This window comes from Plantactinospora sp. B24E8 (genome assembly GCF_039871735.1).
GTDB lineage: Bacteria > Actinomycetota > Actinomycetes > Mycobacteriales > Micromonosporaceae > Plantactinospora.
Genome location: NZ_JBDPMH010000007.1, coordinates 39,448 through 60,692 on the forward strand (window position 1 = coordinate 39,448; position 21,245 = coordinate 60,692).

Genomic DNA, 21,245 nt, shown 5'->3' on the forward strand with positions numbered 1-21,245 from the left:
GGTGTGTGCTGCCAGCTGGTGCGACGACAATGGAACGACGACGAACTCCATGGTGTGAGTCTCAGCTACGGCGAGAAGGGGGTGAACGGCGATGATGGCCGAACGCGACGAGCCGACCGGCGCGCTGGTACGGCCATACGCCGTCACCCGCGGTCGGACCCGGCCGAGGCTCGACATCGCGCTGGAGGCGCTCGTCGAGACCACGGTGCGCGGTCGGTCCGCCGGTAACGGCAATGGTGGCCAGGGCCGGGAGCATCAATACATCGCCGCGCTGTGTGATGGTCGACTGCAGTCGCTCGCGGAGATCGCGGCGCGGATGCAGTTGCCGCTCGGAGTAGCTCGGGTCCTGATCGCCGACATGGCCGCAGACGGCCTGGTGGCGGTGCACGAGCCGACGATTCTGGACGACTCAAACGACGCGGTGGGCACTGAACTGCTGGAGAGGGTGCTGAGTGGACTTCGCAGGCTCTGACATGTCGCACCGCCCAACCCCCGGGCGCGTGACATCGGCGAAGATCGTCATCGCCGGTGGCTTTGGCGTCGGCAAGACGACACTGGTTGGCTCGGTCTCGGAAATCACGCCGTTGACCACCGAGGCGATCATGACGTCCGCCGGCGTGGGTGTCGATGACACGCGGCAGGTTCCGGGAAAGACGACCACCACGGTCGCCATGGACTTCGGTCGGATCTCGATCGACCGGGATCTGATCCTCTACCTGTTCGGTACCCCGGGCCAGACGCGGTTCTGGTTCATGTGGGACGAGCTGGTGCGAGGGGCGATCGGTGCGGTCGTGCTGGTGGACACCCGCCGGCTCGCCGACTGCTTCGCGGCAATCGACTTCTTCGAGCACCGTCGGCTGCCGTACCTCGTGGCGATCAACTGCTTCGACGGTATGCAGTACCACGACCCGCAGGATGTGCGGGACGCGCTGGCCATCTCCAACGACGTACCGGTCGTCGCCTGCGACGCCCGGAACCGGGAGTCGACCAAGCACGTCCTCATCTCGCTGGTCGAGTACGTGCTGACGATGCGTCGGTCCCGCGCCGTCGCGCCGGCCTGACCGAGGCGGACGTTCCACCGTCGCGCCGGGACCCACGTCCGCGGCCGGCGCCATCCGTCGTGTCCCGGTCCAGGCTGTCCCGGCCCGGCACGTCACCACAGCCACCGGTGTGGCCGATCCGCGCCACCGGTCGCTGACCGCTGCCCGCCGTCCGGGTGGAGGCAACCGGCCGTCGCGCCGGGCATCCTGCGGGCCACCGTCGCTTCCGGACGTACGCCGTGTGGCCGTCCGGACCCGCGGCCGCTCTCTCCCGTCCAGCCGGGACGGACGCCGCTGTCCGACCGGGACGCTCCCGGTGTCATCTCCCGCGACGGGGTGCGCCGGCGAGGGGCACCCGCCAGGGAACGCGAACGACCACGGTCCGCTTCGGACGTTGCCCGCCTCCCCACGGTCGCACCGGGACAGCGGCGGCCTCCGGATCCGGCCCGGCCGGTCAGGGGGATGTCCAACAGACCCGGCCCGTAGCCGGCGAGACCCGGGCCGCAGTCGGCGGGGTGGTCAGGAGACCCGGCTCCAGGCCCCGTTGGACACGGTGAAGACACCGAGGAAGTCCGGCGCCATCCCACCATGCCAGATCGGCGAGAACGAGTACGCTCCGGCGATGCCCTCGACGACCTGGGTGGCCAGATAGGCCCGGATCCGGCCCCGGTCGACGCTCTTGCCGAGTCGTGCCGCGTCGGCGATCAGTCGTACCGCGTCGGCGCCGTAGGGGGCGAAGCCGCTGAACGCGCCGTGTTCGTGGATGTACCGGTAGACGAAGTCCCGCCGGGCCAGCCCGGCCGTGGTGGTGTTGGTGAGCGACGAACCACTCAACGAGATGGGGTGTACGGCGTACGCGCCCTCGACGGCCGGGGTGTTCCGCTCGTCGAGGAGCTCCTCGCTGACCGCACCGGCGTCGAAGAAGAGGGCACCGGTGTAACCGGTGTCCCGGACCGCCCGGGCCGCGGCACCGGCGAACGGGGAGGTTCCCCAGATGATGACCGCGTCGGGGGACTGGACGACAACCCGTTCGGCCGCCGGGCCGCAGTCGGCACCCTCGGCACGCGGCAGTCGGGCGGTGGCGACCAGGGTGCGGTCGTTGCTCTCCAGGGCCGCTGTGACGGCTCGTAGGCCCGAATCGCCGTGCGGCCCTGCCGCAGCCAGCAGTCCGACCCGCTGGAGCTTCTGCGAGCGGATCAGCGCGCCCAACGCCCGGGCCATGTCGCGGGCGTCCGGGGCGAGCTTGTAGATGTAGGTCCGCTCGGAGAGCGGCGTGGTGAGGTTGTCGGCGGCGGCGAAGGAGATGAACGGCACCTGGTGCTCCTCGGCGGCCGGGATGATCCGCAGCGAGGTCTCGGCGAGGCAGCCGCCGACGATGGCGTGCACGTTCTCGCGGGTGGCCAGCTCGGCGGTCTGGTCCGCCGCGACCCGGGGGTTGCTCTTGTTGTCCCGGATGACCAGCCGGATGGTGCGGCGTAGGTTGCCGACCGGGACCTGTGCCTCGTTGAGCGTGTCGGCCATGATCCGCAGCGAACGCTCCTGGAGCAGGCCCATGAACCGTCCGACGCCGGTGAGTTCGAGGTTGGCCCCGATCACGAGTTCGGGGTTCTCGGGCCGCCGGACCCCCGGCACCTCGGTCCGACCACACGCGGCGAGCAGGCTGGTGGCCGCCGTCGCCAGTAGGCCGCGTCGGCTGAGCGTCCAACTCCCGACTGCCTGTCCAGCCATCCGCTGCCGCCCTTCGTGCCTGGTCACCGGTGTCGTCCGGGGTCCCGCCGGTATGGTCCCGATCGTCGCAGTGTGTCGTCAACTCTGTGCAGTGTGGCGAGAAACACCAGGTGAGAGTGGCTTTCGGGCTGATTGGACAGTCAGTTGAACGGTGTTGGCCGGATCGGTGCCGGCAGTGGTCCAACCGGTGGATGCCAATGCCGTGATCCGGGCGGCGACCACCGCCACTCCCTGATCGCCGGCCATCGGGAGGTCCCCGGCGCGGCGGGGATGTCGCGTACGCGGAACGGGCCGGCACCGACGATTGTCGTCAGCACCGGCCCGGCTGGGTCTCGGCCCGGATAGTCCGGGGACGTGGATCAGGAGCGGTAGCCCGCCGAGCGGTACTCGTAGTCCGGCGTCTCCGCCCGGTCCTCGTGGTCGCGGCTGAAGTCCCATCCGCCGGCCGCCTCGCGGCCCGGGCGGCCACCGACCGCGTAGCCGCCGATCTCCTGGCCCCGCCGCCAGCCCCGGAAGTAGCCGGTGGTGTGCTCGGCGATCCGGGCCGCGTCCCGGACGATGCGCAGCGGTCGCTCGTCGCGCAGCGGCGAGCCGGGCACCAGGTTGGCCTGGGGGACCCGCTTCGGCAGCCCGGCGCCGGTCGAGGCACCGACCGAGGGCTTGGCGGCCTGCTCGGCGGCCCGCCAGCCGCTGTCCGCGGTGGACGACCACTCGACCTCGTCGTCCTCGGCGTGACCGGTGAACCACGCCGACCGTGCGGCGGCGAAGATCAGCAGGTCGCCGTCGCCCTCGTCGGCGACCGGCGGGGGGCCGGGCTCGACGGTGCGGCGGGCGGCGGGCGGCGCGGTCTGTTCGGTCCGGACCGGTTCCTCCTCGGCCCGCCGCAACGGCGGCTCACCGCCGGAGAGCCCGTTGTGCCGGGTCCGCTCGGCCACCGACGGTTCGACCAGACGCAGCGCGGGCGGTTCCGGTGGCAGGTCGTCGGCCTGCCAGGGCGGGGTCACCCGACCGTCGGCCGGCGCCGCACTGGTGGGCCGGTTTCCGGGTACGTCCCGATCGGCGGCCTGGTCACCGGCGTACCCCGGGTAGCCCGGACCGCCGGCCCGGTCGTCCTGCTCGTCGCCGGAGTTGACCAGCGGCCAGTTCGCCCGTGACCCGGGTGCCGGAGCCGGCTCCGGCCGGGCGGCGGGTACGGAGACGGTGAGCCCGGCGGCCGAGATGGTGCCCGGCCGTGGCTCCCCGTTGGTCTTCGGTCGGGGTGGGACCACGGTCGGCCGCTGCCGCTCGTTGCGGGCGCTGTTGATCGCCGCGGTGGTGAGTGTGGCCCGGAACGGCTCACCGGCCTCGGCCGGCGGAATCGAACCGCGCTGGCTGGGCGGGATCGGGGTGATGCCCGGCGGCGGGGGTGGCGGGGCGGAGACCGGACGGTTGGCTCCGGTGTCGCCCTGCCAGGCCGGTGGCGCGGAGGACGGCGGCGCGGTGCGGGGCTCCCGGGGCGGGCCGGAGACCGGCGCGGCGGTCGAGTGTGACGCGGCGGGTGCCAGCGGTGGCGCGGACGCGGGAGTGATCGGCGACGGTGCGACCGGTGGCGGTGCGACCGGCGCGGGAGCGACCGGCGGCGGCCCCAGCGGCTGTGGGCTGGCCGGCGTGCCGTTCGCCGGTACCGGCTGGTGCCGGCTCCGCCGGCCCAGGCCCGGCGCCGGCTCGCGTTCCGGTGTCGACCCGGCGCGCGTTCCGGGAACGGCTGGTGCGGCGGGCTCGACGGCCCGTCGACCGGCCCGGCGCGCGCCGGCCGGCGGCGAGCCGACCCGGGCGGCCAACGTGGCGACCAGCGCGTCGCAGCCGGCGTCGCAGGCGCGTACGGCGGCGACAGCCTGGCGTACGGTCTCGGCGGACGCGGCGGTGAACGCCTTGTTGGTCGCGGGAGCACGCCGTGGCGTCTCCGCGACGGCGACGCGTAGCGCGGTCACGGCCTCGGTGAGGGCGCCGGCCTCGGCGACGCCGTCGGCGGCGAGGTGGGCGGCGACGGCGTCGGCCGTCGCGGCCGCGTCCCGGGCACCGGCGCCGGTCAGCATGCCCGGCTCGGGCAGGGCGTCCAGCACCGCGAGGGAGACCGGCTCGGCCGGGTCCGGGTAGGCCCGCAACGCGGCCGGGTAGAGCTCCCGGAGCACCTCGCGCAGGGCCACCGCGGCGGCGTGCCGACCGTTCGTGAGAGCCGCGTGGGCGGCGAGGACCGGTGTGAAGGTGGACAGGTCGCGGGAGGGCGGCAGGGTGGTCGCGGAGAGGGCGCCGGCCTGCAGCGCCCGGGCGAGCCCGACGGCCCGGCGTACGGCCGGCGGCGACTCGCGCTCCTCCGGCGAGTCGTCGTCGGCGAACCGCTCGGCGAAGTCGTCGACCAGATCGTCGTCCGCGATGGCCAACGGACGTCCCGCCGCGTTCAACAACGTGGTGACCGCGTGGTCGTCGCTGTCGGTCGCGACGGCCGCGCCGCTCGGTCCGCTGCCCCGTTCCACGAGCACCGTGACCAGCCGGGCGTAGCCGGCGGGGTCGTCGGTGATCTCGCAGACGTGAAGCAGCCTGCCTGCGTCGTCAACCACCGCGGAGGTCAGCGTCGCGCCGGCCGGAGCCGGCCCGCCCGCTGAATCCGCAGAGGCCAGACCGCAGTACACCCGCACGAGCGCCACGGCGTCGTCCTCCTCCCGAGACACAGGGGTGTGCCAAAGACTGATGCTCCCTGGTTAGGGGTCAGTCGCGCCAGTCCACAGCGGCAGAGATCTTGCCGATAATCGTGCGCCACCCGAGACTTGCGGTTTGTGCCCCGATTTTCTTGAGACGCCGCCGCCCCCGGAAGCCGCCCAGGCCGCCGCTGACGGTCGCCCGGAGCGCCTCGTCGAGGTCGTCCAGGCTGGAGCCGGGCGACAGCATGTCCAGTACGGCCGGCAGACGTAGAGCGTACGCCAGGTCCCTGGAGACCTCGCCGGCCTCGATGAGCAGGGTGGCGTCCCACACGTCGTGTCCGCCGCGCAGATTCTCCACCACGAGGTCGAGCTCGTAGGAGTCCTCGTCGAGCGGGACGATGTCCGCCGGCTCGACCCGCTCGACGAGCTCGTCCCAGGTGTCGAGCTGGGCCAGGTCGTGCGGGGCGCCGGAACGGATGAAGGTGACGAGCCCTTCCGGGCTCTTGAAGAGCAGGAGCTTGCCGCGGTGGGTGAGGAAGGCGGGCACCTCCTCGCCCTCTTCCTCCTCTTCCTCCTCGTCCGCCGTCTCCTCGGCGGACTCGTCGTCGGCGCTGTCCTGCGCGTCCCGACGGCCGGACCGGCTCTTCGCCGCGTCGGAGTCGCCGTCCTCCTCGTCGGCCTCGGCGAACTGCTCGGCGAGCTCCTCGTCGAGGATCACGACGGTCTCGTCGTCCTCGTCCTCCTCCAGCACCGCCCGGGAGCGGCCGGCGAAGAGGTCGTCCTGCTCCCGCTCGCTGATGTCGGTCGGGGTCAGCGCGGTCGAGGGGCGGTAGGCCCGCAGGGTGAAACCGGAGCCGGCGGGCAGGGCGATCTCGACCGGGTCGATCCGGACCGCTTCCCACAACGACCGGTCCGGGTCGGACGGCGTCCCGCTCCGGTCGGTCGCGGCGGTCTCCGTGGACCCGGCCTCGTCCTGTTCCGAGTCGGTGGGGCTGTCACTCTCGACGGGCTCGTTGCCAGGCTCGTCGGTGTCGGGCCGGTGGGACGACTGGCGGGCCACTCTGACCTCCGTGTGCGCTCGGTATGGGCACCCCCGACCCGGCCCGGGTGCCGGCGGATCGGTGACTCTGCGCACACACCCTAGTAGGCCGGTGACGGACGCGGATGCCGGCACCCCGTTGGTTCTCGCCACACCCATTAGTAGGCTTGCTACCTATGAACGCGCAGTCGTTGCACGGTCACCTCGACGCGCTGCTGCTCGCAGTGCTCGAAGGAGGTGCGCAACACGGCTACGCGATCATCGAGGTGCTCCGGGCCCGCAGCGGTGGTGTGCTCGATCTGCCGACCGGGACGATCTACCCGGCGCTGCGCCGGCTGGAGCGCGCCGGTTTTGTCAGCAGTGCCTGGAGCACGGTCAACGGTCGCGAACGCCGTACCTACGAGTTGACCGACGCCGGGCACCGCGCGCTCGCCGGCCAGCGGAGCAGTTGGCGGGAGTTCAGTTCGACGGTGAGCCGGTTCCTGGACGTCCCGCAGCCGCCGTCCGCGCCGGCCTGACACCCGACGTCGGCGGGCCTGACACCCGCCGCCGCGGGCCGTCGGGCGTCGGACCCCCGTGCTCAGCCGCGCGGCGCCGGATAGGCGAGTTCCGCGTCGTGCTGGCGTTGCCACTGGTCGCGGTACCAGCCGGGCTGGTCGACCAGGTCGGCGTGCCGGCCGCGCTGCCTGATCCGGCCCGAATCGAGGACGACGATCTCGTCGTACGCCTCCAGTTCGGACAACCGGTGTGTGACCAGCAACACGGTACGGGTCGGTCCGGCGTACCCGGTGGCGGAGGCGAGCACCCGGTCGGCGGCGCGTGGATCGAGACCCTCGGTCGGCTCGTCGAGCAGCAGCACGTGGGTTGGCGCCGAGAGCAGGGCCCGGGCCAGGGCGAGCCGCTGGCGTTGGCCGCCGGAGAGCTGACCGCCGTCCTCGCCCACCACCGTCTCCCAGCCGGCCGGCTGTTGACGTACCCAGTCGAGCAGGCCGGCGGCTCCGGCGGCGGCGGTCAACTCGTCCTCGGTCGCGGTGCTCCGGCCGAGCAGCAGGTTCTCCCGGACGGTCGTGTGGAAGACGTGCGCCTCGGCGAGCAGACCGCTGACCGCCCGGGACCGCCGTTCGGCGGGCAGGGCCGCCAGGTCGGTGTCGTCGACGGTCACCCGGCCGGCCTCCGGTCGTACCGCCCCGGTCAGTACGCCGAGCAGCGTGCTCTTTCCCGCCCCGCTCGGGCCGACCACGGCGATCCGGCGTCCCGGCGGCAGTTCCAGGCTCACCCGGTCGAGTGCGGGGGGTGCGTCCGGCCGGTACCGGACGGTCACCTCGACCAGCCGGCAGCCAGCCCGCGCGGTCTCCGACCCGCTCCGGTCGGATGCGGTGCCCACCCGCCCGGTGGCCGGGCCGGCACCGGCGGACGGCGCGTCGGCGGGGCGGGGCTCGGCGGGGCGGGGCTCGGCAGAATCCGGTTCGGCGGTGGCGAGGCCGTCGGGGTCGGCGAGCAGTTCGGCCACCCGGTCCAGCCCGGGACGCAGCTGGGTCCACTGCCGTGCGGCACCGACCAGCGCCAGCGCCGCCTCGACCGCGGCGAGGGTGCCGACCGCGAGCACACCGACCAGAACTCCGCCCACCTCCGCCCGGAGCGCCACCACGACAACGGCGGCACTGGTCGCGCCGGACAGCAGTACCCCGAGACCGTCGACCGCCCAGCTGGCGGCCGCCATCCGGCGTTCCAGCCGGGCCAGTTCCCGGGCCCGGGTGGCCGCCCCGTCCAGGGCGGCCCGGCTCGCGCCGAAGGCGGCCAACTCGGCCGCCCCATGGGTGAGGTCCACCGCGTCCACGGCGAGGGCCCCTCGCAGCGGTGCGACCAGGGCCGACGTACGCCGGGTGAGGACCGTGGCCAGGACGGGCAGCGCCACTCCGGCGAGCAGCAGGCCCCCGGCGAGCGCCAGCGCGGCGGGACCGGAGACGAGGGCCGTGCCGCCGATCGCGAGGCCGGCCACGACGGTCGCGGCGACCGCCGGAACCAGCACCCGCAGCAGCAGGTCCTGGACCGCCTCCACATCCGAGACGAGCCGGCTGAGCAGGTCGCCGGAGCGTTGCCCGGCGGTGGTGCGCCCGGCCGAGGCCAGGGTGGCGAAGACCCGGGTCCGGACCTCGGTCACCACCCGCAGTGCGGCGTCGTGCCCGGCCAGCCGTTCGGTGTAGCGGAGCAGGCCACGGCTGATGGCCAGGGCCCGGACCGCGACGATCGCGACGGTCAGGGTGTCCAGCGGCGGGCGGCCGGCGGCGCTGATCAGCAGCCAGGTTGCGGTCGCCATCAGGACCAGCCCGGCGAGTTCGGTGCCGGCGGCGAGCAGGCCGGCGCCGACCAGCCGACCCAGGTACGGGCGGCTGAGTCGCCAGATCACACGTTCCGCCCGCAGCGTCCGCGCCGGGCGTGCCGGGCTGTCTCCGGTCCGTCCCGTCATGCCGGCCTGCCTTCCGGAACCAGTCCGGCCGGGGACGTCTGTGGGACCGTGCCGGGTGTCGGTTCCTCGACGACCAGGCCGTTCGTCACCCGCAGGACGCGGTCCACTCCGGCCAGCAGCGTCGGTCGGTGCGCCACCAGCAGGGCGGTACGCCCGACGACAAGTCGACGGGTCGCCGCGAGTACGGCCGCCTCGGAGGCGCTGTCGAGCCGGGCGGTGGGCTCGTCGAGCAGGACGACCGGTGCGTCCCGCAGGAAGGCCCGGGCCAGCGCGACCCGCTGCCGTTCCCCGCTGGAGAGTCCGTGTCCCCGCTCGCCGAGTCGGGTACCCAGACCCTCCGGCAGCCGGGCCACCACCTCGTCGAGGGCGGCGGCCCGGACCGCCGCCCGGACCGCTCCGGTGTCGGCGTCCGGCACGCCGAGCCGGATGTTGTCGGCCAGCGAGGTGGCGAACAGATGGGCCCGCTGGGGTACCCAGGCCAGCCGGCGACGCCACTCGTCGAGGTCGAGTGCGGCGAGGTCGACGTCGTCGACGGTGATCCGTCCGCTGGTCGGAGCGACGAAGCCGAGCAGCAGGTGGAGCAGGGTGCTCTTGCCGGCGCCGCTCGGGCCGACGATCGCGACCCGCTCGCCGGGTCGGATGGTCAGCGAGACCTCCCGGAGCGCGGTGGTCCGCTGGTACTCCACGGTGACCGCCTCGAACCGGATCACCCCGACCGACCCCGGCCGGTCGTCGGGCGTCGGCGCCGACGCCGAGCGGCCGTCCGGCGCCGGCGCCACGGTCGGCGCCGGGAGACCGTTCGGGGGCGCCGTCGGCGACGGATCGGGGGACGTACCGGGCGTGTGGGTGGCGCCGTCGGCGTCCGCCGGGTGCAGCAGGGTCAACGCCTCGTCCAGCGCGGTCAGCCCCTCCTGACTGGCGTGGAACTGGCTGCCGGCGGCCCGCAGCGGCAGGAACGCCTCGGGGGCGAGCAGCAGCACCAGCAGCGCGGTGCGCAGGGAGAGTCCGCCGTCGAGCAGCCGCAGGCCGATCGGTACCGCGACCAGCGCCACCGAAAGGGTGGCGACGAGTTCGAGGACCAGTGCGGAGAGGAAGGCCACCCGCAGCGTCCGCATGGTCGCGACCCGGTGCTGGTCGGCCATCCGGCGGACCACCGCCACCTGGGCGCGGGCCCGGCCGAAGACGCGCAGCGTCGGCAGCCCGGTCACCATGTCGAGGAAGTGACCGCCGAGCAGGCTGAGTCGCCGCCACTGCCGTTCCGTCGCGGCCTGTGCCTGCCAGCCGAGCAGGGCGCCGAAGATCGGGATCAACGGCAGGGTCACCGCGATGATCAGGGCGGAGCTCCAGTCGGCGTACGCCAGCTGGGCGAGCACCGCCACCGGCACCGTGACGCCCAGCACCAGCTGCGGCAGGTAACCGGTGAAGTACGCGTCGAGCGCGTCGAGGCCCCGTCCGGCCAGGGTGGCGAGCTGTCCGGCCCGCTGTCCGGCGAGCCAGGCCGGTCCGTGCCGGGTCACGGCGCCGAGCAGGTCGGCCCGGAGTGCCGCCTTCACCGTCGCGGCGAGCCGGGACGCCACCAGGCCCCGCGCCCAGACCAGGGCAGCCCGGCCGGCGATGCTGGCCAGGAAACCGGCCAGGGCGGTCCGGTGCAGCTCTCCTCCGGCGGCCGCCGCCAGCACGGTTGCCAGGGTGCCGGCCTGGACCACGACCAGCGCGGCGGCGGCGACGCCGAGCAGGGCGAGTACGCCGAGCTGCGGTCGGGCCCCGGGAACCCGGTGCAGCAGGCGCGGGTCGAAGGGTCGACGGCTCACCAGTGGACCACCGTCCGTTGTCGGGCCGGCGTCGGAAGCACCACCAGCAGGCCGGTTGGAAGCCGAACAGTACCGGCGGCAGCGGTCCGGTCGGCGGGCTCGGTAGCTCCGGCGCCGCCCGGGACGGATGGGTGGCGATGCCCGTTACTACGAGTCGTAGTAAAGGCTACTACGGCTGCCGGCGCAGGCCGGCGAGCCAGCTCACAGCGGAGGCGGTCGGCCTCGGACCCGGCCCGGTTCAGCGCAGGAAGAGCGAGATCGGCAGGCTGACCAGGATCGTCGCCAGCACCAGCGCGGTCACCCCGGGCAGCCGGTTCACCCGCGGCGTCACCAGCAACCGGCGTACCCGGGCGTCCAGGTGCGTGTCGGCGACGCCGAGCGCGCCGGCCGGGGTGATCCGCGACCCGGCGGTCGCGAACCGCAGCAGCGCGGCGGCGAGCGGCGCGTCCGCGTGCTGGTCCCGGGCCTTGTCGTCGGCCCGCATCTCGACCAGCAGGCCGACCGTCTCGTGCGCGGCCCGCACCCACCGGGCCCAGGGCAGCGCCCGGCACAGCGCGGTGAACGGCAGCAGCACCAGGTCGTGCCGCTCGTCGGCGTGCGCCCGCTCGTGGCTCAGCACGGCGGCCAGCTGCGGCCGATCCAGCAGGCTCAGGGTGCCGGCGCTGACCACCACCTGTGGGCGTACCCCGGGCAGGCAGTAGGCGGCGGCGCTCGGGTGGTCGAGGACCAGCGCGCCGGGCGCGGCCGGATCGTCCCGGGCCACCAGGGTGAGCAGGTCGCGGTGCCGACGCTGGGCGCGCAGCGTGCTGGCGATGCTGCGGGCCGTCGTGCCGAGCAGCACCGCGGCCACCCCGAACCCGACGCCGACCAGGGCCAGCTGAGTCACCCCCAGACCGGGCGGCAGCGGACCGCCGTCGAGCAGGTCGGCGCCGAGCGAGCGCAGCGCCGAGCCGGTGCTCTCCCCGTACGGGGCCAGCCCGACCGAGAGCGGCAGGCCGATCGCGGAGAGCCCGAGGGCCAGCCCGACCGCCTGCCAGCAGATGATCGCGATCCGGGGGCTGTGCCAGGTCCACGCCGCACCGAGCCGACCTGACCCGGTGAGCGCCTGCGCGGCCAGGTAGCAGGCCAGGGCGGTGACCGCGAAATGGGCGACGTACGGCATCGGGGGTCAGCCCCGCCGCTCGGGCGCGGGCGGCCGGTCGACGGTGCCGGTGGCCTCCTCGTCGAGTGCGGCCCGCAGGACCTCGGCCTCGGTGCCGGTCACCGACCGGGCGAACCGGACCAGCGCGGCGTCCCGACTGCCGGCCAGGTCGAGCGCGTCGAGCATCAGCCGGGCGATGTGCGCCTCCCGGCTGGCGGCTGGCCGGTACCGCCAGGCCCGACCCTCCCGCTCCCGCTCCACCATGCCCTTGCCGGCGAGCCGGTCCAGCACCGTCATCACCGTGGTGTACGCCAACTCGCGGTCCCGTAGCGCTTCGGCCACCTCACGCACCGTGACGCCGCCGTCCGTACTCCGGTCCCAGAGCACGTCCATCACCGCACGTTCGAGATCACCGAGTCGTGTCACGACGACAAGTCTACTACCCATCGTCGTACGTCGGTTTCCCTGCCGGGGCGGCCCTTCACGACCCACTGAGCCGGATGTCCGCCTGGTCGCCGACGGCCTCGATGTCCCAGCGCTTCCCGAAGGCGTTGCTGCCGGTCAGCAGGATCCGGCCGAGCGGGGCCGGCACCACGGGGTCGAGCCGGACCTGCCCGTCCACCGCGTCGAGCCCGAGCACGGTACGGAGGAACAGCAGCGGTGCCCCGCTGGCCCAGGCCTGCGGGTTGCAGGCGGTCGGATACTGCACCGGTGAGCGTCCCAGGGACCGGTCGTAGCCGGAGAACGCCTCCGGCAGCCGGCCGTTCGAGTGCTTGGCCGCCTCCAGCATCGCCATGACGATCCGGTTGGCCTCCTCCCGGAAGCCGTACCGGGCCAGACCGTGGACGATGATCGAGTTGTCGTGCGGCCAGACCGTGCCCATGTGGTAACCGATCGGGTTGAAGGCCGGGTCGCTGCTGGCCGTGGTGCGGACCCCCCAACCGGAGAAGAGCTGGTCGGACAGGAGCTGGTGGGCCAGGATCCGGGCCCGGTCCGGCGGCACGATCCCGCTCCACAGCAGGTGCCCGAGGTTGGAGGTCAGCGAGTCGATCCGCTGCTTGTCGCCGTCCAGGCCGACCGCGTAGTAGCCGCCCCGGTCGTCGATCCAGAAGTCGCGGTTGAACCGCTCGTACAACGCGCCCGCCTCCGTGCGGAGCCGTTGCGCGAGCGCCGGATCGGCCAGCGGCCCGTCGGCGAGCTCGGCGACCCGCAACTTCGCGTCGTAGCTGTAACCCTGCAGTTCACAGGTGGCGATCGGCAGGTACGGCACGATCCCGTTGGCGAACAGCACCCCGTTCCACGAGTCGCGCCAGCACTGGTTGCCGAGCCCCTGCGGCGAACGGGTGGCGTACTCGACGTAGCCGTCGCCGTCCAGGTCGCCGTACTCGTCGATCCAGCGCAGCGCGGCGTCGAGGTGCTCGCGCAGGGCCACGACCAGCTGGTCGTCGCCGGTCCACCGCCAGTACTCGGAGAGCAGGATCAGCCAGAGCTGGGTGGCGTCGGCGGTGCCGTAGTACCGGCTGTGCGGTTTGAGGCCGAGCTGGGTCAGTTCACCCCGACGCATCTCGTGCATGATCTTGCCCGGTTCCGCGTCCCGGAAGTCGTCCCACTCGGTGGCCTGGTGCGTGGCGAGCATCACCAGCACCCCGTACGCCAGGTCCTGCCAGAAAGCGATCATCTGGTATGCGGTGATCAGCATGTCCCGGCCGAAGATGGTGAGGAACCAGGGCAGCCCGGCCGAGCAGAGCAGCAGTGGATCGTCACCGCGTCCGATCCGCAGCAGCTTCGTCCGGAACTCCGGCTCCTTACGCAGGTCCTTGTAGATCCGCATGGCGACCAGGTCGGAGACCGACCGGTCGTACACGTCCCGCAGCAGTTCGGAACCGTCCCGCAACCGGGGGATCCGGCGACGTACCTCGATCCCGTGGTCCTGCCCCTCGGGCCCGGCCGGCGCGCCGAGGAACACCTCCTCGAACCGGCGCCGGACCGGCGCGGCGTCGAGCGGCCACAGCTCCAGCGGCACCGTGACGTTGCACCGCCACGTCTCGTTCGGCCGCAGTTCGAGGTCCCACACCAGGTCGTCGCCCTCGACCCGGGTGGCCGGCGTGTCGACCCGCACCTCGGCGCAGACCGAGAACCCGCCGTTGGTGTAGCGGAAGGTCAACCCCGAGCCGTCGGCGGCGTGGTCCCGGGTGATCAGTGCCGACCGGTCCCGGACGCTCTCCTTGATCTCGAAGAGGTCGGCGAAGTCGGTGCCGACGGCGAGCCGCAGCCGCACCGGCACCGGTTTCCGTTCGAAGCACTGCAGCACGATGCGTTCGTGCACGTGCTCGCCGATGAACCGGTGCCGGCGGACGCCGACGGTGTTCGCGGCGAGCCCGGGCAGTTCGGCGTTGGCCAGGAAGAAGCTGGCCGAGTAGTCGTGGACCAGGCCGGCGGCCAGGACGAGCAGCGGCGCGTCGTCGAGGGTCAGTTCCCACCGGTTCAGCAGCCGGGTGTCGTGGTGCACCAGGCCGCCGATCGAGCCGGGCGGCACGTCGCCGACCCGGTTGGAGATGAGGAACGACATCCCCTCGAAGATCCCGACCGCGTCCGGCCCGAGGTCCGGCGGCAGGTTACGGACCACCGGGCTGGGGGTCTGGTCGGGCGGGGCGGCCCCCGGCGTCGGGTCCGCCGGGGTGGGCCGGCCCACGGTGTTCGTCACGGCGCCTCCGCTCACCCGGGAACCGTGATCGATCCTAGGTGGGCGAACAGCCTGGTTCAGGGAGAAAACCCCCCTTACACCCCCTTGGGGTGCCAGACGGTCTTGGTCTCCAGGAACGCGGTCATCCGGCCGATGCCCGGGTCGGCGGACCAGTCGACCGGACCGGCCGGCGGGCGCAGCACCCGCTTGAGGTTGCCGGCGGCGGCCCGTTCCAGTTCGGTGGCGAACTCCGGGTCGGTCGCCCCGGTCAGGTCGAGCGCGTTCACGTCCATGTGGCCGGCGAGCCACGACGCGGTCTCGGCCGGTCGGCCGGTGAGCAGGTTCACCACCCCGCCGGGCAGGTCGGAGGTGGCCAGCACCTCGGCCAGGGTCACCGCCGGCAGCGGAGCCGACTCGGCGACCAGCACCACCACCGTGTTGCCGGTGACGATCGCCGGAGCCACCACGCTGACCAGCCCGAGCAGCGCCGGCTCGGCCGGGGCGAGCACGCCGACCACCCCGGTGGGCTCCGGGGAGGAGAGGTTGAAGTACGGCCCGGCGACCGGGTTGGCGTTGCCGTGCACCTGGGTGATCTTGTCGGACCAGCCGGCGTACCAGACCCAGCGGTCGATCGCCTCGTCGACCTCGGCCGCCGGCACCCCGAGCCCGACGAACTGGTCCCGCCGCCCCTCCAGCATCTCGGCGACCCGGTAGAGGATCTGACCCCGGTTGTACGCGGTCGTACCCGACCAGCCCTTCACCGCCGCCCGGGCCGCCAGCACGGCGTCCCGGACGTCCTTGCGGGAGGCGAGTGCCACGTTGGTGCCGCCGTCCGTCGAGTCCACCAGATACGACCGCCCCGACTCGCTGCGCGGGAACTTCCCGCCGATGAAGAGCTTGTACGTCTTGCGTACCGCGACCCGCTCAGACATTGAGGTACGCCTCCAGCCCGTGCCGGCCGCCCTCACGGCCGTAACCCGACTCCCGGTAACCGCCGAACGGCGAGGTCGGGTCGAACTTGTTGAAGGTGTTCGCCCAGACCACCCCGGCCCGCAGCCGGTCGGCCGTCCAGAGGATCCGGGAACCCTTCTCGGTCCAGATCCCGGCCGACAGCCCGTACGGCGTGTTGTTCGCCTTCTCCACCGCCTCGGCCGGGGTACGGAAGGTCAGCACCGACAGCACCGGGCCGAAGATCTCCTCCCGGGCGATCCGGTGTGCCTGGCTGACCCCGGTGAAGATGGTCGGGGCGAACCAGAAGCCCTGGTCCGGCAGTTCACACGGCGGGGACCAGCGTTCCGCGCCCTCGGCGCTGCCGCTGGCGGAGAGTTCCCGGATCCGGTCCAGTTGGGCGGCGGAGTTGATCGCCCCGATGTCGGTGTTCTTGTCCAGCGGGTCACCGACCCGCAGTCGGGCCATCCGGCGCTTGAGCGCGGCGAGCACCTCGTCGTACACCGACTCCTGGACCAGCAGCCGGGAGCCGGCGCAGCAGACGTGGCCCTGGTTGAAGAAGATGCCGTTGACGATCCCCTCGACGGCCTGGTCGATCGCCGCGTCGTCGAAGACGATGTTGGCCGCCTTGCCGCCGAGCTCCAGGGTGAGCTTCTTGCGGGTGCCGGCCACCGCCCGGGCGATCTGCCGGCCGACCTCGGTCGAGCCGGTGAACGCCACCTTGTCGACGCCCGGGTGCTCGACCACGGCCCGGCCGGTCTCGCCGGCCCCGGTGACGATGTTGACCACGCCCGGCGGCAGGTCGGCCTGCTGGCAGATCTCGGCGAAGAGCAGTGCGGTCAGCGGGGTGGTCTCGGCCGGCTTCAGCACCACGGTGTTTCCGGTGGCCAGCGCCGGGGCGACCTTCCAGGCCAGCATCAGCAGCGGGAAGTTCCACGGGATGACCTGGCCGGCGACGCCGAGCGGACGCGGGTCGGGGCCGAGGCCGGCGTGGCCGAGTTTGTCCGCCCAGCCTGCGTAGTAGAAGAAGTGGGCCGCGACCAGCGGGATGTCGACGTCCCGGGACTCCCGGATCGGCTTGCCGTTGTCCAGCGACTCCAGCACGGCCAGTTCCCGGGCCCGTTCCTGGATGATCCGGGCGATCCGGAACAGGTACTTCGCCCGGTCCCGGCCCGGCATCCGGCCCCACACCTCGTCGTAGGCGCGCCGGGCGGCCCGGACCGCGCGGTCCACGTCGGCCCGGCCGGCCTCGGTGACCTCGGCCAGCAGCTCCTCGGTGGCCGGGTTGACCGACTTGATGGTGCCGCCACCACCGGTCTCGACGTCACGATCCTCGCCGTCGACGAACTCGCCGTTGATGAACAGGCCGTACGACGGCTTGAGGTCCACCACGGCGCGCGACTCCGGCGCGGGGGCGTATTCGAACATCGTCAGTCCAGGGTGAAGTAGTCGGGACCGGAGTAGACGCCGGTGGTCAGCTTGGTGCGCTGCATCAGCAGGTCGTTGAGGAGGCTGGAGGCACCGAACCGGAACCGGTCGGGGTGCAGCCACTCCTCGCCCGCGGTCTCGTTGACCAGCACCAGGTACTTGATCGCGTCCTTGGTGGTCCGGATGCCGCCGGCCGGCTTGACCCCGACGACCCGGCCGGTGGCGTCCCGGAAGTCGCGGACCGCCTCCAGCATGACCAGGGTGACCGGCAGGGTCGCGGCCACCGGCACCTTGCCGGTCGAGGTCTTGACGAAGTCGGCGCCGGCCAGCATCGCCAGCCAGGAGGCCCGGCGGACGTTGTCGTAGGTGACCAGTTCGCCGGTCTCCAGGATGACCTTGAGGTGGGCGTCCCCGCAGGCCGCCTTGACCGCGACGATCTCGTCGAAGACCTCGCCGTAGCGGCCGGAGAGGAAAGCACCCCGGTTGATCACCATGTCGATCTCGTCGGCGCCGGCGGCCACCGCCGCCCGGGTGTCGGCGAGCCGGATCTCCAGCGGGGCCTGACCGGACGGGAACGCGGTCGCCACGCTGGCCAGGTGCACGCCGCTGCCGGCGAGGACCGGTGCGGCGACCGGGACCATCGTCGGGTAGACGCAGAGCGCGCCGACCGCCGGACACGACGGGTCGGCCGGGTCCGGCCGCAGCGCCTTCGCGGCCAGGCCGCGGACCTTGCCCGGGGTGTCGGCGCCCTCCAGGGTGGTCAGGTCGACCATCCGGATCGCCAGGTCGATCGCCCACGCCTTGGCGGTGGTCTTGATCGAGCGGGTGCCGAGCATCGCCGCCCGTTGCTCCGCGCCGACCTGGTCCACCCCGGGCAGGCCGTGCAGGAAGCTCCGCAGGGTCGCCTCGGAGCGGCCCACCTCGGAAAGGTCGGACCGCGCCGACGCCGTTGTCGCCGTCATGCGGGCAAGCATACGCACCGGCGCGGCGGTGTGATCTTGGCCATATCCGCGGTGCCGGACGAGGGGCCCGCCCCGACCGGCGGGTCCGGCCCCACCCGGTTACTAGTAGGTTGAGCGACCGTGGACGTACTCGTCGTAGACCATCCCGTGGCCCAGACACGGCTGACCGTGATGCGCGATGCCCGGACCGACTCGGCGTCGTTCCGCGCCGCGCTGCACGAACTCACCACCATGCTGGTGTACGAGGCCGCGCGCTCGTTCCCGGTCGAGACCTTCCCGATCGAGACGCCGGTGACCTCGACCCGGGGCATCCGGCTGGCGAACCCGCCGCTGCTGGTCCCGGTGCTCCGGGCCGGGCTCGGGATGGCCGACTCGGCGCTGGCGCTGCTGCCCGAGTCCTCGATGGGTTTTGTCGGGCTGGCCCGCGACGAGCACACCTACGAGCCCCGCGCCTACATGGAGTCGCTGCCGACCGACCTGACCGGCCGGCCGGTGCTGGTCCTGGACCCGATGCTGGCCACCGGAGGGTCGCTGGAGCACTGCTGCCGGCTGCTCGCCGACCGGGGCTGCACCGACATCACCGTGCTCTGCGTACTGGCCGCGCCGACCGGCATCGAGCGGCTGGAGCGTTCCGGTCTGCCGCTGCGGCTGGTCACCGCCGCCATCGACGAGCGGCTCAACGAGAAGATGTTCATCGTGCCCGGCCTCGGCGACGCCGGCGACCGGCAGTTCGGCGGCATGCCCCGGTTCTGAACCGTCGTCGTGGTGGCCGGGCCACTTCCGGTCACCATCGGGACACCGACGGCCGGGACGCATGCACGGCTGGCCCGGACCGGCTACCGTTCCGGGCCATGACAGGTGTTGGGTTGGCCGAGGAGTTGCTGCTGCTCGGCTATGACGACAAATCCGGCAAGGCGACCGGCTCCCGGATCGGACTCGACCTCGGCATGGCCGCCGCCGTCCTGGTCGACCTGGCACTCGCCGGCCGGCTCGCCTTCTCCGACGGTTCGCTGGTGGTCACCGACCCCACCCCGACCGGCGATCCGATCGCCGACGACGTACTCGCCCGGATCGCGGCGGACACCCCGCACACGCCGGCCTCCTGGCTGCAGCGGCTCCGGCACGGGCTGCGCGACCGGATCCTCGGCGACCTCTGCGCCCGGGGTGTGATCAGCGACGTCGACGAGACCCGGCTCGACCACATCCACGTGCACCGCTACCCGGTACTGGACCCGTCCGTCGAGGCGGAGATCCGCGGCCGGTTGGTCGACGCGCTCACCGGGGAGCGGGCCCCGGACGAGCGGACCGCCGCGCTCGCCGCGGTGATGGCGGCGATCCGGGTCGAGCCGAGCCTCGGGCTGACCGGGCCGGCCGCCGAGGACGCCCGCAACCGGCTGCTGGAGATCGCCCGCAGCGCCGGCTTCGCCGACGGCGTCAGCCTGGAGGAGTCGACCATCCGCCCGTCGGTGGCACTGGTCATCGCCGCGCTCTCCCGGGCCATCGAGACCGCGCTCGGCACCCGCGCCTGAACACCGTCGCCGGTGGCCCGGCCCGGGCCACCGGCGACGCCAGCGGCCGCGCCTACCAGATGCCGAGCGCCGCCGCCGTCTCGGTGCGCAGCGCCCGTACCGAGGCCGCCGCGCGCTCCCGGGCCGCCGGCAGGTCACCGTCGACGACCGGCTCCACCACCTCCAGGTACGCCTTCAGCTTCGGTTCCGTGCCGGAGGGCCGGATCACCACCCGGGCGTTGGCGGTACGCAGGATCAGCACGTCCGCCTCGGGCGCGAGGTCCTCGACCGAGGTGACCGGCTCGTCCAGCAGCGTGCCCGGGGTTTTGGTCCGGATGTACGTCATCGCGGTCCCGATCTCGCTCAGGTCGTCGACCCGGACCGAGAGCTGGTCGGTCAGGTGCACCCCGAACTCGCCCGCCAACTCGTCCAACCGGTCGGCGACGGTGCGCCCCTGTGCCTTCAGGGTCGCCGCCAGCTCGGCGACGGTCAGCGCGGCGGTGATCCCGTCCTTGTCCCGGACCTGTCCGGGCGCCACGCAGTAGCCGAGCGCCTCCTCGTAGCCGTACGTCAGTTCGGCGTCCCCGGACTCGGCCCGGACGATCCACTTGAACCCGGTGAGGGTCTCGGCGTACGGCACACCGCGCGCCTCGCACACCGCGCCGAGCAGGGACGACGACACGATCGTGGTGGCGTACAGCCCGGCCCGGCCACGCCGGATCAACTGGTCGGCGAGGAGTACGCCCACCTCGTCGCCGTGCAGCATCCGCCAGCCCCGGACCGGGTCCGGGATCGCCACCGCGCACCGGTCGGCGTCCGGGTCGTTGGCGATCGCCAGGTCGGCGTCGATGGTGCGGGCCAGTGCGATCAGCCGGTCCGTCGCGCCTGGCTCCTCCGGGTTGGGGAAGGGAACGGTCGGGAAGTCCGGGTCCGGCTCGGCCTGCTCCGGCACCACCCCGGGCACCCCGAATCCGGCCCGGGCGAAGACCGAGGTGAGCACCGCCGCCCCCACCCCGTGCAGCGGGGTGTAGGCGATGGTCAGGTCCCGGGGCCCGTCCGGGGCGATCACCGCGGCGGCGGCCCGGACGTACCCGGCGGTGACGTCGTCACCGAGCACCTCGCCGCCCGGCCCGAGCGGCACCGCCGCCAGCGGGCCGACGGTGCGGATCGCCTCCTCGATCTCGGCGTCGACCGGCGGCACGATCTGGGCGCCGGCGCCCCGGGCCCCACCGAGTTCCGTGCCGAGGTAGACCTTGTAGCCGTTGTCCTGGGGCGGGTTGTGGCTGGCGGTGACCATCACCCCGGCGACCCCGCCGAGGGCCCGGACCGCGTACGCCAGCACCGGGGTGGGCAGGGGGCGGGGGAGCAGCAGCGCCGGCCGGCCGGCCCCGGTGGCGACCCGGGCGGTCCGTTCGGCGAACGCCTTCGAGCCGTGCCGGGCGTCGTACCCGATGATCAGCGGGCCGGGGGTGTCGCGGGCCGCGAGCCAGCCGACCAGCCCGGCCGCCGCCTGGGTGACGACGGCGAGGTTCATCCCGTTCGGGCCGGCCCGCAGCGGGCCGCGCAGGCCGGCGGTGCCGAAGGTCAGCGGCCCGGCGAACCGGTCGGCCAGCTCGGCCGCGCTCGCCGGCAGCCGGTCGAGCAGCTGCCGTAGGTCGTCGCGGGTGGCCGGGTCGGGATCGTCGTCGATCCAGGCCTGGGTACGGGCGCGGAGGTCGTCCAGCTCGGTGAGTTCAGCCGCCATCCCGACTTGATAGCACGCCGGCCGGCGGGTCGCCGGGACCGACCCCGGGACAGCCCGACACAACCGGC

Annotated in this window: 17 protein-coding genes; 5 read left to right on the plus strand and 12 right to left on the minus strand. The window is 73.3% G+C overall.

The genetic code is table 11. The features are described 5' to 3' along the window. Positions 1–94: 94 nt before the first annotated feature. On the plus strand, positions 95–472 hold the full coding sequence (locus ABGB21_RS13375) for a DUF742 domain-containing protein (protein WP_101371820.1): 378 nt from the start codon (positions 95–97) through the stop codon (positions 470–472). Between the two features lies 1 nt (position 473). Further along, positions 474–1,061 carry an ATP/GTP-binding protein gene (locus ABGB21_RS13380; protein ID WP_347677957.1) on the plus strand — a complete coding sequence of 196 codons (588 nt, stop codon included), beginning with the start codon at positions 474–476 and terminating at the stop codon, positions 1,059–1,061. Between the two features lie 498 nt (positions 1,062–1,559). Here the strand turns inward: ABGB21_RS13380 and ABGB21_RS13385 are convergent, their stop codons facing one another. From ABGB21_RS13385 to ABGB21_RS13395, 3 genes are all read right to left on the minus strand, one after another. After that, the gene (locus tag ABGB21_RS13385) at positions 1,560–2,768 is read right to left on the minus strand and encodes an ABC transporter substrate-binding protein (RefSeq protein ID WP_347677959.1); all 1,209 of its coding nucleotides are present in this window, start codon (positions 2,766–2,768) and stop codon (positions 1,560–1,562) included. A 359-nt stretch (positions 2,769–3,127) separates the two neighbouring features. Continuing rightward, positions 3,128–5,476: a transposase gene (locus ABGB21_RS13390; RefSeq protein WP_347677961.1), complete on the minus strand. Its 2,349-nt coding sequence runs from the start codon at positions 5,474–5,476 to the stop codon at positions 3,128–3,130. Positions 5,477–5,513: 37 nt separating this feature from the next. Next, on the minus strand, positions 5,514–6,506 hold the full coding sequence (locus ABGB21_RS13395; protein WP_347677963.1) for a DNA primase: 993 nt from the start codon (positions 6,504–6,506) through the stop codon (positions 5,514–5,516). Between the two features lie 155 nt (positions 6,507–6,661). On the opposite strand from ABGB21_RS13395, the gene ABGB21_RS13400 reads away from it, so the two are divergent. Continuing rightward, positions 6,662–7,003 carry a helix-turn-helix transcriptional regulator gene (locus tag ABGB21_RS13400; protein WP_347677965.1) on the plus strand — a complete coding sequence of 114 codons (342 nt, stop codon included), beginning with the start codon at positions 6,662–6,664 and terminating at the stop codon, positions 7,001–7,003. Between the two features lie 62 nt (positions 7,004–7,065). Here ABGB21_RS13400 and cydC read toward each other — a convergent pair whose 3' ends face one another. The 8 genes from cydC to deoC all read right to left on the minus strand — a co-directional run bounded on the left by cydC (position 7,066) and on the right by deoC (position 17,925). After that, complete coding sequence (cydC, locus tag ABGB21_RS13405; protein WP_347677967.1) at positions 7,066–8,952, minus strand: thiol reductant ABC exporter subunit CydC; 1,887 nt, start codon at positions 8,950–8,952, stop codon at positions 7,066–7,068. After that, positions 8,949–10,763 carry a thiol reductant ABC exporter subunit CydD gene (cydD, locus tag ABGB21_RS13410; protein ID WP_347677969.1) on the minus strand — a complete coding sequence of 605 codons (1,815 nt, stop codon included), beginning with the start codon at positions 10,761–10,763 and terminating at the stop codon, positions 8,949–8,951. The genes cydC and cydD overlap by 4 nt, the downstream gene beginning before the upstream one ends. A 238-nt stretch (positions 10,764–11,001) precedes the next feature. Then, positions 11,002–11,925: a M48 family metalloprotease gene (locus tag ABGB21_RS13415; RefSeq protein ID WP_347653028.1), complete on the minus strand. Its 924-nt coding sequence runs from the start codon at positions 11,923–11,925 to the stop codon at positions 11,002–11,004. 6 nt (positions 11,926–11,931) lie between these two features. Further along, on the minus strand, positions 11,932–12,330 hold the full coding sequence (locus ABGB21_RS13420) for a BlaI/MecI/CopY family transcriptional regulator (RefSeq protein WP_347653027.1): 399 nt from the start codon (positions 12,328–12,330) through the stop codon (positions 11,932–11,934). A 55-nt stretch (positions 12,331–12,385) separates the two neighbouring features. Further along, on the minus strand, positions 12,386–14,608 hold the full coding sequence (locus ABGB21_RS13425) for a glycogen debranching N-terminal domain-containing protein (protein ID WP_347677971.1): 2,223 nt from the start codon (positions 14,606–14,608) through the stop codon (positions 12,386–12,388). Between the two features lie 74 nt (positions 14,609–14,682). Next, positions 14,683–15,519 (minus strand): aldehyde dehydrogenase family protein, encoded by an 837-nt coding sequence (locus ABGB21_RS13430; RefSeq protein ID WP_347677973.1) that lies wholly within the window; start codon positions 15,517–15,519, stop codon positions 14,683–14,685. Next, positions 15,512–16,963, minus strand: a complete 1,452-nt coding sequence (locus tag ABGB21_RS13435) for an aldehyde dehydrogenase family protein (RefSeq protein ID WP_347677975.1) — start codon at positions 16,961–16,963, stop codon at positions 15,512–15,514. Before ABGB21_RS13435 ends, ABGB21_RS13430 begins: the two co-directional genes overlap by 8 nt. A 2-nt stretch (positions 16,964–16,965) precedes the next feature. Next, complete coding sequence (deoC, locus tag ABGB21_RS13440) at positions 16,966–17,925, minus strand: deoxyribose-phosphate aldolase (RefSeq protein ID WP_347653023.1); 960 nt, start codon at positions 17,923–17,925, stop codon at positions 16,966–16,968. Positions 17,926–18,045: 120 nt separating this feature from the next. Between deoC and upp the strand changes: the two genes are divergently transcribed. Both upp and ABGB21_RS13450 read left to right on the plus strand, forming a co-directional pair. After that, positions 18,046–18,678, plus strand: coding sequence for a uracil phosphoribosyltransferase (upp, locus tag ABGB21_RS13445; protein WP_347653021.1), 633 nt, complete (start codon positions 18,046–18,048; stop codon positions 18,676–18,678). Positions 18,679–18,776: 98 nt separating this feature from the next. After that, positions 18,777–19,454, plus strand: coding sequence for a GPP34 family phosphoprotein (locus ABGB21_RS13450; RefSeq protein ID WP_347677977.1), 678 nt, complete (start codon positions 18,777–18,779; stop codon positions 19,452–19,454). Positions 19,455–19,506: 52 nt separating this feature from the next. Here ABGB21_RS13450 and ABGB21_RS13455 read toward each other — a convergent pair whose 3' ends face one another. Then, positions 19,507–21,177 carry a phospho-sugar mutase gene (locus ABGB21_RS13455; protein WP_347677979.1) on the minus strand — a complete coding sequence of 557 codons (1,671 nt, stop codon included), beginning with the start codon at positions 21,175–21,177 and terminating at the stop codon, positions 19,507–19,509. Positions 21,178–21,245: the final 68 nt, after the last annotated feature.

What these genes read in the sequence shown, in the direction of transcription:
- cydC (WP_347677967.1), bottom strand. Translation starts at nt 8,952, where the DNA reads ATGACGGGACGGACCGGAGACAGCCCGGCACGCCCGGCGCGGACGCTG.
- ABGB21_RS13435 (WP_347677975.1), bottom strand. Translation starts at nt 16,963, where the DNA reads ATGTTCGAATACGCCCCCGCGCCGGAGTCGCGCGCCGTGGTGGACCTC.
- deoC (WP_347653023.1), bottom strand. Translation starts at nt 17,925, where the DNA reads ATGACGGCGACAACGGCGTCGGCGCGGTCCGACCTTTCCGAGGTGGGC.
- ABGB21_RS13455 (WP_347677979.1), bottom strand. Translation starts at nt 21,177, where the DNA reads ATGGCGGCTGAACTCACCGAGCTGGACGACCTCCGCGCCCGTACCCAG.
- ABGB21_RS13380 (WP_347677957.1), top strand. Translation starts at nt 474, where the DNA reads ATGTCGCACCGCCCAACCCCCGGGCGCGTGACATCGGCGAAGATCGTC.
- ABGB21_RS13375 (WP_101371820.1), top strand. Translation starts at nt 95, where the DNA reads ATGGCCGAACGCGACGAGCCGACCGGCGCGCTGGTACGGCCATACGCC.
- ABGB21_RS13415 (WP_347653028.1), bottom strand. Translation starts at nt 11,925, where the DNA reads ATGCCGTACGTCGCCCATTTCGCGGTCACCGCCCTGGCCTGCTACCTG.
- ABGB21_RS13385 (WP_347677959.1), bottom strand. Translation starts at nt 2,768, where the DNA reads ATGGCTGGACAGGCAGTCGGGAGTTGGACGCTCAGCCGACGCGGCCTA.
- ABGB21_RS13430 (WP_347677973.1), bottom strand. Translation starts at nt 15,519, where the DNA reads ATGTCTGAGCGGGTCGCGGTACGCAAGACGTACAAGCTCTTCATCGGC.
- ABGB21_RS13400 (WP_347677965.1), top strand. Translation starts at nt 6,662, where the DNA reads ATGAACGCGCAGTCGTTGCACGGTCACCTCGACGCGCTGCTGCTCGCA.
- ABGB21_RS13450 (WP_347677977.1), top strand. Translation starts at nt 18,777, where the DNA reads ATGACAGGTGTTGGGTTGGCCGAGGAGTTGCTGCTGCTCGGCTATGAC.